We start from the raw sequence: 12348 nt of genomic DNA on the forward strand, positions 1-12348 counted from the left end.
ACAGCCCGACTAGGTGGAATGACTGAGAATTGAATCGAGCAAGCCTGGAAAGCGTCTTTCAAGCTCATCCTTGCGAAGAGAGTTCATGTGGGTTGTACCAACCGTGCGGGTGCGCATCAATCCCGCATCACGCAGAACCCTGAAGTGATGAGAGACGCTTGATTTGGGGCGCCCTCCATCCAGCTCACCGCAGGTCGCTTCGGCCATGCTGTCGAGACGGCGGATGATCTCCATGCGTACAGGGTCGCTCAAGGCATAGAGAACACGCTCAAGAACGAACTCACTGGCTTCCGGATGTTTGAGTGCTCTCATGATCAGCAACCTTTAACGCAGAACGGTTGGAGCGGATGCGAGGTTTTCAGCGCACCTGACCTCTGAAAGCATCAAGGTTTTCACGAAGCCAATCGGACAACGAGCGGGGCGCGTTACCGGTGAGGTCTTCTACCGTGAAGGTCCGTTCTGTCAGTACGCAGTCATGGAAAACCCGGTCAAGCCCCACGAGAATTTCAGCCACGAACGGAGAGAGTCCGTCGGCAACCAGCGCAGCATGCTGGGCGGCGGGAGTCCTGTGGGTATAGCTGACAGCGTGACCTAGCAAAACGGATAGTTCCTCGGCAATTTGCGGCATGGTCCAGTTTCCAGATCCTGTCAGGTGATAGGCACGCCGGGAGCCTTTCTCCACATCTTCCAGTAGCGCTATACGCGCACAACTGGCCACGTCTCGAGTGTCGATCAGGTTGACGCGCCCATGCCCTGCGGCACCGGCCCAGGTGCCCGCAGCAATGGCATTGCCGGCGCGTTTGAGTACGTCCATGAATGTGGTGGGTCTCAATACGGTAGAAGCCAGGGATTGCTGACCCAGATGAGCTTCTATCGTTGAATGCCAGGCGAATGGATTCATAGGGGTCGATGGCCCCATGACCGAGAGCTTTACGATGTGCTGCACACCTGCTTCTACGGCAGCGTCAATGAGGGCAATTTCATTGGCGACCTGTTGCACAGACGTACCGTGAGCAATGAACAGTTTATCGACATCTGCAAGCGCCTTTCCGAGCGTTGACGGTTGATCAAAATCCACTGTCGCAGACGCCAGCTTCGCGATGGAGGGCGGGGATGATTGGTGGCGTGTAAGCGCCACCAGGGTGACCGGGTCAGGTGCGAGTTGATTAATCAACTGCATGCCTACGCGGCCCGTAGCGCCTGCAATGGCGATGCGCAGTGGTTTCGTTTGCCTGTTGGATGGGTCAATCATGATGAATTTTCCGTATCATGGAACGATCAGTCCATCTATCCTGTACTGATCGTTCCAGCGTGTCAACGGAGGAATCATGAGCGGTAAACCGCAATATGATGAAAATGCGGTGTTGAAAGCCGCTACAGGCGTTTTCTGGCGCCATGGGTATGCAAATGCCTCTGTGAGCGATCTGACCGAGGCGACGGGGCTGTCTCGATCAAGCCTGTATCAGCGCTTTCAAGACAAGGACGGGCTCTTCAACGAGTCCCTCCAGCTGTATACCGAGCGCGTATTTGCCCGGATGAAATCGACTCGCGTACAGACCTCCAAAGCGAGCGTGGAAGCGCTGCTACGTGAGTTTCTGCCCAAAGAGTCTGATGTAACGCGTCCGTCAGGCTGTCTGATTTCGCGCAGCAACGCTGAGCAGGAAGGTCTTAGTGCCGCAGGAAAGAGCGCTGCGAACGCTGCTGCCTGCAAGCAGCGGCAGATTTTTCTGGAGATTTTGATGGATGGGCAAGTGGCAGGTGAGATCGAGCGCGACGTGGATGTGGATCTGTTGGCCTGGTATTACTTCGGAATATTGCAGTCGATTGTAAATCTGCCTCTGGTGGGTGCTAACAGCCAGACGCTTACCCGTCTCATTGACGTCGCCATGCTCGCATGGCCGCAAGGCAAGGCGTGAATGACGGTCGTGTTGAGGCTGCTTCGCCGACATCCGGAGACCCGTTGGCTGAACAGGTTGGCGTCGCTTCGATCAAGGCTTGCTTACATATAATTGGTAACTAATTGTTGGCTGATTGCCGCCCCGCATTTGATGTATACCCTTTTTCTTTTTTTGCCGTCGCCGCTGCACGAAGAGTGAAGGGTGAAGGGTGAGCGTTAAGGACTGACCATGAAGCCCGAAAGCCAACCCGCCATGCAGGCGAAAAGCGGCCCGATTACGTTTGCATGCAATGGATGCGGAATCTGCTGCAAAGGACGCCTCATACCTCTCACGCTACAAGAGGCCGAGGAATGGCTGGATCGCGGTAACGATGTCGCCGTCATACTTGAAGCGTTCGACCACTCGACCTACCTCGATCCGGCGCACTACGCCCACAGCGTCAAGCGCGCTGCGGAAGTGATCAGTGGCGAGGCACGCATCCAGGTGGTCGCCGTCTTTGCGGGTAACGCGCTGACACAGTGTCCGAGTCTGGGTGAGGATAACCGCTGCGGAATCTACGAAGACCGGCCGCTGGTCTGTCGAATCTATCCCATGGAAATCAACCCGTTTCTGACCCTGCGTCCTGAAGAAAAGGTGTGTCCGCCGGAAGTCTGGGAGTCGGGCGACGTGTTGTTTTCCGATCGGGTCGTTGACCCTGTCCTGGAAGATCAGATTCAACGCTCTCGCCAGGCTGACCGAGACGACGCCGGGGCCAAGATTGCCGTGTGTGAACAGATGGGAATGAACGTCGCCGCCTGGAAAGGCGATGCCCTGGCTGTTTATCTGGCTGACCGCGTGTTACTGCGACAGGCCATAAGGCTCGTCAGGGCTGGGGATCCTGGGCCTGCAAACGTGTTCTGGAAAGTTCGTGCCGATGATGCCGATCTTCATCGCCGTCTGGACTTGGCGGGCGTTGAAATGGATTTTGGAAAACAGACTGACTACATCTTTCATTCCGTTGCCGTATGAGCCTGCCGGGTGGTGGTTGTGCTTTTACGGAATGAAAAAATACCGAGACGTCAGCGCAACCGTTGATACGCCAGCAACCGGTGCTCGGTCGCTCGAAACAGGCCAACCAGAGTAAATGCCACCAGCATGTAGAGCAGCGCAGCTATCCCGTAGGCCTGAAAAGTCTTGAAGGTGGCAGCGTTGACGTCGGTAGCAATTTTCAGAATATCGGGCACCGTTGCGGTAAAGGCGATGGCCGTGGCGTGCAGGACAAAAATGACTTCGTTACTGTAAGCGGGGAGTGCCCGGCGCAACATGCCGGGTATCAGCACGTGAAGGAACAGTCCGCTGCGCGTCATGCCCAACGCCAAAGCAGCCTCGATCTCGCCACGGGGTGTGGTGCGCAATACGCCGGAGAGAATTTCGATGGTATAGGCACAGGTATTCAAGGCCAGCGCCAGAATCACGCAATGCATACCGTCCTTGAAGAACCACCACAAGCCCGGCGACTCCCTGATGACGCTCAGACTGGCCATGCCGCTGTAGATAATCAACAACTGGACGAACAGCGGCGTACCGCGAAACACCAGGGTGTAGAGCCTGACCGGCAGAGCGAACCATGGGCTGCTGTAGGTGCGTATCAGGGCCAACGGTATTGCGGCGAGCAAACCAATGGCGGCGGACGTTACCAGTAGCCATAACGTGACGGCCAGACCGCTCCAGTGGTAACCGTCTGACCACAGGAAATTCGGCCCGAACTCTTTCAGTATGTCGATCACGATAGCCTCCGCTTTGGCTCGATGCTGTAACGCCGCTCAAGCTGTTTGAGCGCAACACTTGAAAGGATTGCGAAGGCAAGGAATATCGCGGCAACCACCAGGTAGAAAAACATCTGCCTTGAAATCGCGTTACCGGCCTGCTTGGCTACCTGCACCATGTCGTTGAGACCCAGCAGCGAAATCAGTCCGGCACCTTTCAACAGGACTTGCCAGATATTGCCGAGGCCAGGCAACGCAAAGCGCATCATCAACGGAAACCGGATGCGGCGCAGCACTTGCCAGTGACTCATGCCGTAAGCACGAGCGGCTTCCAGTTGCCCAGGTGGAATGGCCTGGAACGCGCCGCGAAAGGTCTCCACGCAGTACGCTCCATAAATGAATCCCAGCGTTGCGATGGCAGTGCCGTAAGGGTTCAAAGGCCATGAATCCTGGCCAAACGCTTGCGCCATCTGGTTCAGTCCGATCTGTGCGCTGTAGTAAATGAGCAGCATCAGGACCAGGTCCGGAACACTGCGCACCAGTGTGGTGTAGAGGGTCGCGATCAGCCTCAGCGGTGCCAGTGGCGCCAGTTTTGCCAAGGCTCCCAGCAGGCCGAGCAGGACCGCGACGCAGGCAGCCCAGATGGCCACCTGAACGGTCAACCATGCCCCCTGAAAAATGAGATAGCCGTACCCCTCAAGGAACATGATTTCAGGCTCCGCAGTGGTGGTTTATTGAGGCGAAATGTCGAAGTCGAAGTATTTTCTGGCGATACGGTCATAGGTGCCGTTTTCGTGAATCTTCTTGAGCGCCTGGTTGATGTCGGTGGCCAGCGCGGTGTCACTCTTTCGCAAGCCGATTCCTGTTCCCGGCCCGAATATTTCGGGTGATTTGACGACGTCGCCGGCGTAGCTGAAACCCTTGCCTATCGGCTTCTTGAGCAAGCCTTCATTGATCGCGATGGCGTCGTCAAAAGCAGCATCGAGCCTTCCGTTGATCAAGTCCGAATAGGTCAGGTCGCTGCTTTGATAAGGCACTACTTCTACACCCTTCAAGCCCCACATCCGCTTGGCATAGACTTCGAACACGCTGCCTTGCTGCACACCAATGCGCTATGACCTTGCGCAAGGCATTGCAGATACTGATCGACCGAGGTGTGCTTGAGCGTCGCGGCAACCGTGGAACCTTCGTGACGGCACCAGGCGTTGAGCGGCCACTCAATACGATGGCGCGCAAGGGTATCGCCCAAGTGGTTGAACAGGCCGGGGCTCGCCCAGGCAGCAAGCTGCTCTACTTTGAGCAAACCGCTGCAAGTGCTCGCGTCGCCAGACTGCTGAAGATCCAGGAAGGGGACGTGCTACTCACCATCAGGCGTCTGCGCACAGTGGACCAGAAGCCCTTCTGCATCGAGACCAGCTACATCCCCGCCGCCAAAGTCCCTGAACTGGTTGCTGCCGACCTGATTGAAGGGGCGTCGCTGTATGCGCTGTTGTCGGAGCGCTATCAGATCGAAATAGAAAGTGATGAAGGGACGTTAAGCGTTGCCACGATGAACGACCAGGAGGCCCGGTTGCTGGAGGTTGAACCCGGCACAGCCGCATTGGTTTATCGAGGCGTGATATTCGATACCCAAGGGCAGCCGGTCGAGTATCTGGTCTCGGTCAACCACCCCCAACGCGTCGTGTTCAAACTGGCAGACAGTCGGATCAATGGTTTCCATGCCCGTCCCTAGACCGCCGGATGCAGGCCAAAAACAATTTGACATATGTTATTTGTGATCACATATTGAGCGCATAAGAACGCCAATATGAGCCAGATCCATGACCGACAGTCCGACCCTCCTGCCCAGCATGCGCCAGGTTTCTCGCGATACCCTGCAGGATCAGATCTACCGTCAGATCCGTGAAGCGTTGATGAGCGGTCGTTTCCAGCCGGGCCAGAAGGTAACGATCCGTGGCCTCGCCGAGGCGCTGGGTTCCAGCCCGATGCCGGTCCGTGAAGCACTCAATCGCCTCAGTGCAGAGAATGCCTTCGAAGTCACCGAAACCTCACGTCTGCGCGTCCGCATGATGACGCCCGAGCGACTGCGCGAGATCCGCGACGCGCGGGTTGCGCTCGAAGGCCTTCTGGCCGAGAAAGCGGTCCTTCTGCTCAAGGACATCGACCTCAAGGAAATCAGCCACCTCTGTGACCAGATGCAGCAGGCCGCCGACAGCGTCGATGTGCCCCGTTATCTGTGGACCAACTTTGCCTTCCACCGGCGTATCTACGCGGTAGCGAACGCTGAGCTGACCATCGCCGCCGTTGAGAATTTCTGGCTGCACATGGGCCCGTGCTTTGCGCTGGTGGCACCCGACAAGGCGCACCTTCAGCGCTCGATGGAGGCACACAACCGCATCGTTCAGGCGCTTGCCGAGCGCGATGGGGCTGCGGCCCGGGCGGCAGTCACCGACGACATCATGCAGGCCGCCGATTCTCTGGCGCGCCTGATCGTCAAGAGCGGCCGTTCAAGGTCGTCTGTCTCTGGAGCAAAAAAAGCATGAGCGTTCTCGATCGACTGATTCCCTATAGCGGCCTGCGAGTCCTGATCTCTGGAGGTGCCGCCGGCATTGGTGAAGTACTGGCGGCGGCTTACATGGAAACCGGTGCACACGTGCATGTGTGTGATGTCAGCGAAGCCGCCCTCGCATCGTTTCGCGACCGGTATCCAGAGAGTGTCGCCACCCAAGCGGATGTGGGTGATCCTGCGCAGATCGAAGCGGTGTTCAAGGTTCAGCGCGAGCGCTTCGGCGGTCTCGATGTGCTGATCAACAACGCCGGGATCGCAGGTCCTACGGCGGGCATCGACGCCATCACCGATGAAGAATGGCAGCGCACTGTCGACATCAACCTCACTGGGCAATACCGCTTTGCTCATCACGCGGTTCCGCTGCTCAAGGCATCGCCCAACGCGCACATGATCCACATTGCTTCCGTTGCCGGCCGCCTGGGTTACGCCTGGCGCACACCGTATGCGGCGACCAAATGGGCCATTGTGGGTTTGATGAAATCGCTGGCATCCGAGTTGGGCGAAAGCGACATCCGCGTCAACGCGTTACTGCCCGGCATCGTCGAAGGCCCACGCATGGACGGTGTGATTCGTGCCCGTGCCGAACAGATGAAGGTGCCTGAAGCCGAGATGCGCGAGGAGTACCTGAAAAAAATATCGCTCAGACGCATGGTCACCGCTGAAGACGTCGCGGCGATGGCGTTGTTCCTGTGTTCGCCCGCCGCGCGCAACGTGACCGGCCAGGCCATCAGCGTGGATGGCAACGTCGAGTACCTCTAGACGTCTCGATCTGAACGAAGATAACGGCCGTACGTATTCCGGTCGGGCAACCCCAATCACTTTCTCGCCAAGAACAAGAATGGAGAAGACTCATGCCCAAAAAACGCCCGGTGATCATCACCTGCGCCGTCACCGGCGCCATCCATACGCCCTCGATGTCGCCGCATTTGCCGATCACGCCGCAGGAAATTGCCGACGCGGCCATCGGTGCCGCTGAAGCGGGTGCATCGATTGTTCACCTGCATGCTCGCGACCCCCATGACGGTCGGCCCAGTCAGGACGTGGGTCTGTTCCGCCAGTTTCTGCCACAGATCAAAGCCAGCAGTGATGTGATCATCAACATCACCACCGGCGGCGCGCCGACCATGGGTGTGGAAGAGCGTCTGCAGCCGGTGGCGCAACTCAAGCCCGAGTTGGCGTCGCTGAACATGGGCTCCATGAACTTCGGTTTGTACGAAATGCTTGATCGCTTCACCGAGTTCAAGCATGACTGGGAGCGCCCATACCTGGCCGAAAGCGATGACCGGATTTTCCGTAACACTTTCCGCGATATCGCTCACATTCTCGATACCTGTGCTGAAAACCGCACTCGCTTTGAAATCGAATGCTATGACATCGGTCATTTGTACACCGCTGCGCATTTTCTGGAGCGTGGCCTGCTCAAGGCGCCGATTCTCATTCAATCGGTGTTCGGCCTGCGAGGTGGCATCGGCGGTCACCCTGAGGATCTGACGCACATGCGCCGTACGGCAGACCGCCTGTTTGGCGATGCCTATCAATGGTCGATTCTCGGCGCCGGTCGCAACCAGATTCCTTTGGGCACAATGGGCCTGTCGATGGGCAGTCATGTACGCGTAGGTCTTGAAGACTCGCTGTGGGATGGGCCGGGCAAACTGGCAGCGTCCAACGCTGATCAGGTCAAACGTATCCGCACGGTGATCGAAGCCTTGGGCGGGACCGTAGCGACGCCAGATGAGGCGAGGGAAATACTCGACCTGAAGGGCAAGAACCAGGTCGACTTTTAAAACCTGTTTTCAGTGACCGAACGTGCCATCTCAATAACAACAAGACAGAGGTGAAACATGCGTATCGAAGTCGTCGTGGACGTCAAGACCACGCTGGGCGAAGGGCCGGTCTGGGATGTCGAACAGCAACGGCTGTACTGGATCGACAGTTTCGACGGTCGGATCCTGCGCTGCACCGGGGACGGGCGCGAACTGCGCGCCTGGGATGTCGGGCAGAAAATCGGCTCCATGGCTCTGCGCAGGAATGGCGATGCAGCTATCGTCGCCCTGCAGAACGGGCTCTACAGTCTGGACTTGCCAACCGGCGATCTTGAACTGATCGTCGACCCCGAGCCTGGGCAGCCGAACAATCGGCTCAATGACGGCAAAGTCGATCGTCAGGGCCGATTCATCGTCGGTTCGATGGATACGCAGGAAGACCAGGCGAGCGCCAGGCTCTATCGTCTCGACCCGGACCTGAGCCTGCATACCCTGGACGAAGGCATCATCGTTTCCAACGGCCCATGCTGGAGCCCGAACGGCGAGACCTTCTATTTCGCCGACACCTGGTCCGGAGAACTCTGGGCTTACGACTACGACAATACGACCGGAGCCGTCGCCAATCGCAGAACCTTCGCCAAGGTCGATACCTCCGGTGGCGGCGCTGCGGATGGCTGCACCGTGGATGCTGAAGGCTGCCTGTGGCAGGCGCTGGTCTACGCCGGAAAACTGGTTCGCTACACGCCGGACGGGCAGGTGGATCGCATCATCGACATGCCTGTGAAGAAGGTCACCAGCCTGACCTTTGGCGGACCGAATCTGGACACGCTGTTCGTCACCTCCATGGCCAAGCCTCCGCTACCGCGCTTTCCCGAAGACGGCCAGCAACGGGGTGCTTTGTTCGCCATCACTGGGCTGGGTGTGCAAGGCATCGCCGAAAAACGCTTCGCCAGCTGATCGACCCGAAAAATCGGACCCGACCGTTAAGGACGACTGAACTCTCTTCACAGAGCGTGCGTGGCACGCCTGGAGATTCTCCCGTGCAAAATAATAAAAAAGCATCGCTGGGCCAGATCCATCGTTTCTCGTGGGTATCGTTACTGGTGTGTTGGTTGATCTGGATCCTCAACGCCTATGATCGCGAGATTGTCCTGCGCTTGGGGCCGACCATTTCCAAGCACTTCGATCTGTCGGCAGATCAGTGGGGCACACTGGCGACTGTCGTCATGCTGGCCCTGGCGGTTCTGGACATTCCCGGCTCCATCTGGAGTGACCGCTACGGCGGCGGCTGGAAACGCGCGCGCTTTCAGGTACCGCTGGTGCTGGGTTACACCGCGCTTTCGTTCCTTTCCGGCTTCAAAGCACTCAGTGCAAGCCTGGTCAGCTTCGTTGCCTTGCGGGTGGGTGTGAACCTTGGAGCAGGTTGGGGCGAGCCGGTCGGCGTCAGCAACACCGCAGAATGGTGGCCCGTGGAACGCCGGGGTTTTGCACTTGGCGCTCACCACACCGGCTACCCCATCGGCGCGATGCTCAGTGGCATTGTCGCCAGCTTCGTGATCACCACGTTCGGTGAAGAAAACTGGCGCTACGTGTTCTTCTTCGCGTTCGTTGTAGCGCTGCCATTGATGATTTTCTGGTCGCGCTACTCAACCGCCGAGCGCATCACCCAACTGTACGTCGACATCGCCGCCAAAGGCATGACCCCACCGGACAGCACGCCATCAACCAACGTCAAAGGCCAGGCCTGGAAAACGTTCAAGGCGACGCTCGGCAATCGCAACATTGCCCTGACCGCCGGCAACACGATGCTGACGCAAGTGGTGTACATGGGCGTCAACATTGTCCTGCCCGCGTACCTGTACAACATCCTTCACCTGTCGCTGGCCGAATCGGCAGGCATGAGTGTGGTATTCACCCTGACCGGCATCCTCGGGCAACTGGTCTGGCCGTCACTCTCGGACATCATCGGCCGGCGGGTGACATTGCTCATCTGCGGCGTGTGGATGGCTGCCAGCGTCGGTGCGTTCTACTTCGCCAACACCACATTCATCATCATCGTCGTGCAATTGCTGTTCGGTCTGGTCGCCAACGCAGTCTGGCCGATTTACTACGCAGTCGCCTCTGACTCCGCACAGCCATCTGCCACCTCGACCGCCAACGGCATCATCACCACCGCGATGTTCATCGGTGGCGGTATCGCACCGATATTGATGGGCACCCTGATCAGCATGGGCGGCGGCTGGACCAGCCTTCACGGCTACACGGTGTGTTTCTTCGTCATGGCAGGCTGCGCGCTCGGCGGGGCATTCCTGCAGCTGTTTTCTCATCGGCGGCAGGTGTTGGTTGCTCAGACGGGGCTTTGATTGGTTTGGTCCCGGTGGCGAGGGCTGCCGGGATTTCAGTGGCCCAGAATGCGATTGCAGACGGCACCAACGGCTCTCTTTTTTGTGGATTAAATCCATTCTATTGTGGTTAAAACCTAAAATTGGCCAATAAGACCCAAGATATGGGAATTAAGTCGCATGAGACAAAGCGGCTTTCGCGAGAGCCAATCACCGGTTTCCTGGCGTATCGATCAGAACGTTGGTCGGTTGCACCAAGGCCACGACGGCGGCGGTCGTCGCTGAAGATCGGAAGTGGCGGGCGACTCTCATATCACAATGCCTGGAGACAGTCCCAACAGCATGAACAGCTGCTTGTTAAGGGCTGTACATGTGAGGCGTTCAGCGCGTGGAGGTGGGCTTTTTCAGCAGGATGAAGCCTGAAACCAGGATAAGGACAAGGCCTGCTGCAGTTCGGCTGTTTAGCACTTCATTGAACAGCAGGGCTCCCCAGACAATCGCGAAGATCAGGTAGGTGTAATCAAATGCACCGATGATCGAGGTCTCGCCGATTTGATAGGCCCTGGCGATGCCGGTACTGACCAGTACCATCAGAATTGCCAGCACGACCATTACGCCCCAGTCACCTGTGCCCATGGGTGACCAGCCGCCTAGCAGGAAGCGCAAGCCTTCGTTGTCCGGCAGGTGAGGACCGGTCTGTAAGACGACAACGCTGCCGATCACCCCCATCAATAGCAACGCGATGTTCAGTGCCAGGGCCAAGTGCATCGGCACCTCGTTGGCGCACTTGCCCTTGGTCACGACCGCTGCCAAGGCATAGAAAATTGCCGCGAGCACGGGCAGCAGTGTCCATAGATTGAAGTCGGCCTGACTGGGCGCGAGCGTGACCAGCACCCCGGCGAACCCCACCAGAATGGCCACCCATTTGCGCGGTGTGACATGCTCGTCCAGAGTCACTGCCGAGAACAAGGCAATAAACAGCGGTGTCGTATAGATCGCCAATGCGGCCGTGGTCAGGCTGATGAAGGGCAGTGCGCTGTAGAAGGCGATCCACATCAGCGCCAGCAGCAGGCTTCTTGTTCCTACCCAGAAGGGGGAGAGTGGCCATCTTTGCGTTGTGCCACCACCGCGCATCAACAAGGCGGCGATAATGCCGATGGCCAGGAGCGAGCGAATCACATAGAGCTGCCACATTGACGTCTCGGCGCTGGTGGCCTTTATAAGAGCGTCTGACAGTGACAACAGGAACACCGACCCTACAACGATGAGGATGCTTTTTCGGTTTTCAGCGGCGGTAACTGTTGTGGTTGCAGGCATGATGGGTCCTGATGTGATCGAGTGGACGTACGTGCAAGGGAGACGTTGCAGGATGTTCGAGCTTAATTCGTTTCGCGAGACAGTAGAGGCTATCGCTGCATGCTCTGATGATCGGGCGCTATGGCAGCGATACGCCTGGGTCTACGTTCAGGGCGATACAGCGTTGCTGGAAAGTCGCTTTTACCTGGTGCCGAATCTCGATCAGGACGATGAGCGCCGCGTTTTGGACCTTGGCGATCAGTACAACCTTTCTCCATGCCTGGAAGCGGCTGATTTTGCAGACGTGTTGTGTGTACAGAAGCGACAGCAGCCGCACTCCACCCTGGAGGACTACGCTATCGCCCTTGAGCATTACGCTCAACAGGATGCTTTTCTGGAAGTGCCCGGCGGTGATGACATGAAGGCAGCAGAACCCGGGTTGGCACGCGAGTTATACGCCGAGTACGACCTGTTTCTGGCTGGATGCGCGCCTGATCGGTTGGGTGTTGCAGCACGGGAGGTGAGTGCTGTTCTGGAAATCAACATTGCCACAGCGTTGCAGCGTTGTCGGGCGTTGCCCTTGTGTCTGGGCGAGCGCATGACCGGCGATCAGTGCATGCAGATCAAGGCGCGTTTTTTTGCGCTTTCGGTTCCGCTGCAGGAAGTGACCCATCGCTCGTTTCCCTGGCAGTGAGGTGACTTCAGGACTTCAGATGAATGAACGCTTAGTCATCG

Annotated in this window: 15 protein-coding genes; 9 read left to right on the top strand and 6 right to left on the bottom strand. The window is 57.7% G+C overall.

Annotation, left to right across the window (positions count from 1 at the left end; genetic code table 11):
* Positions 1 to 9: 9 nt before the first annotated feature.
* Both QRN20_RS00320 and QRN20_RS00325 read right to left on the bottom strand, forming a co-directional pair.
* On the bottom strand, positions 10 to 312 hold the full coding sequence (locus tag QRN20_RS00320; protein WP_122434717.1) for an ArsR/SmtB family transcription factor: 303 nt from the start codon (positions 310 to 312) through the stop codon (positions 10 to 12).
* 46 nt (positions 313 to 358) lie between these two features.
* Positions 359 to 1252 carry an NAD(P)H-binding protein gene (locus QRN20_RS00325; RefSeq protein ID WP_122410633.1) on the bottom strand — a complete coding sequence of 298 codons (894 nt, stop codon included), beginning with the start codon at positions 1250 to 1252 and terminating at the stop codon, positions 359 to 361.
* A gap of 76 nt (positions 1253 to 1328) precedes the next feature.
* Here QRN20_RS00325 and QRN20_RS00330 point away from each other — a divergent pair, with 76 nt between their 5' ends.
* Positions 1329 to 1916 (top strand): TetR/AcrR family transcriptional regulator, encoded by a 588-nt coding sequence (locus tag QRN20_RS00330; RefSeq protein WP_122518187.1) that lies wholly within the window; start codon positions 1329 to 1331, stop codon positions 1914 to 1916.
* A 210-nt stretch (positions 1917 to 2126) separates the two neighbouring features.
* Entirely contained in the window at positions 2127 to 2906 is a 780-nt protein-coding gene (locus QRN20_RS00335) for a YkgJ family cysteine cluster protein (protein ID WP_122517700.1), read from the top strand.
* Positions 2907 to 2956: 50 nt separating this feature from the next.
* On the opposite strand, the gene hisM is transcribed toward QRN20_RS00335, so the two are convergent.
* Genes hisM through QRN20_RS00350 form a run of 3 tightly spaced genes read right to left on the bottom strand, consistent with a single transcriptional unit; the run spans position 2957 to position 4746 of the window.
* On the bottom strand, positions 2957 to 3664 hold the full coding sequence (hisM, locus tag QRN20_RS00340) for a histidine ABC transporter permease HisM (protein WP_122605850.1): 708 nt from the start codon (positions 3662 to 3664) through the stop codon (positions 2957 to 2959).
* On the bottom strand, positions 3661 to 4350 hold the full coding sequence (locus QRN20_RS00345) for an ABC transporter permease (RefSeq protein WP_122517699.1): 690 nt from the start codon (positions 4348 to 4350) through the stop codon (positions 3661 to 3663). The genes hisM and QRN20_RS00345 overlap by 4 nt, the downstream gene beginning before the upstream one ends.
* Before the next feature lie 24 nt (positions 4351 to 4374).
* Positions 4375 to 4746, bottom strand: coding sequence for a transporter substrate-binding domain-containing protein (locus tag QRN20_RS00350; RefSeq protein WP_240994924.1), 372 nt, complete (start codon positions 4744 to 4746; stop codon positions 4375 to 4377).
* Between the two features lie 11 nt (positions 4747 to 4757).
* Here QRN20_RS00350 and QRN20_RS00355 point away from each other — a divergent pair, with 11 nt between their 5' ends.
* The 6 genes from QRN20_RS00355 to QRN20_RS00380 all read left to right on the top strand — a co-directional run bounded on the left by QRN20_RS00355 (position 4758) and on the right by QRN20_RS00380 (position 10338).
* A complete protein-coding gene (locus QRN20_RS00355; protein ID WP_122517698.1) occupies positions 4758 to 5375 on the top strand; it encodes a GntR family transcriptional regulator in 618 nt (205 codons plus the stop codon).
* An 88-nt stretch (positions 5376 to 5463) separates the two neighbouring features.
* Entirely contained in the window at positions 5464 to 6186 is a 723-nt protein-coding gene (locus QRN20_RS00360) for a GntR family transcriptional regulator (protein ID WP_004879610.1), read from the top strand.
* Positions 6183 to 6971 (top strand): SDR family oxidoreductase, encoded by a 789-nt coding sequence (locus QRN20_RS00365; RefSeq protein ID WP_122422163.1) that lies wholly within the window; start codon positions 6183 to 6185, stop codon positions 6969 to 6971. The genes QRN20_RS00360 and QRN20_RS00365 overlap by 4 nt, the downstream gene beginning before the upstream one ends.
* Positions 6972 to 7063: 92 nt before the next feature.
* Positions 7064 to 7996: a 3,5-dioxohexanoate:acetyl-CoA acetone transferase gene (kce, locus tag QRN20_RS00370; RefSeq protein ID WP_285359802.1), complete on the top strand. Its 933-nt coding sequence runs from the start codon at positions 7064 to 7066 to the stop codon at positions 7994 to 7996.
* 57 nt (positions 7997 to 8053) lie between these two features.
* Positions 8054 to 8932: an SMP-30/gluconolactonase/LRE family protein gene (locus QRN20_RS00375; RefSeq protein WP_122428757.1), complete on the top strand. Its 879-nt coding sequence runs from the start codon at positions 8054 to 8056 to the stop codon at positions 8930 to 8932.
* An 83-nt stretch (positions 8933 to 9015) separates the two neighbouring features.
* Positions 9016 to 10338, top strand: coding sequence for an MFS transporter (locus QRN20_RS00380; protein ID WP_122428758.1), 1323 nt, complete (start codon positions 9016 to 9018; stop codon positions 10336 to 10338).
* A 360-nt stretch (positions 10339 to 10698) separates the two neighbouring features.
* Here the strand turns inward: QRN20_RS00380 and QRN20_RS00385 are convergent, their stop codons facing one another.
* Positions 10699 to 11634: a DMT family transporter gene (locus QRN20_RS00385; protein WP_122418568.1), complete on the bottom strand. Its 936-nt coding sequence runs from the start codon at positions 11632 to 11634 to the stop codon at positions 10699 to 10701.
* Positions 11635 to 11686: 52 nt separating this feature from the next.
* Here QRN20_RS00385 and QRN20_RS00390 point away from each other — a divergent pair, with 52 nt between their 5' ends.
* Positions 11687 to 12307, top strand: a complete 621-nt coding sequence (locus QRN20_RS00390) for a hypothetical protein (protein ID WP_122418569.1) — start codon at positions 11687 to 11689, stop codon at positions 12305 to 12307.
* Positions 12308 to 12348: the final 41 nt, after the last annotated feature.

Source organism: Pseudomonas sp. fls2-241-TYG-175, assembly GCF_030209155.1.
In the GTDB taxonomy this organism is placed as follows: Bacteria; Pseudomonadota; Gammaproteobacteria; order Pseudomonadales; family Pseudomonadaceae; genus Aquipseudomonas; species Aquipseudomonas viridiflava.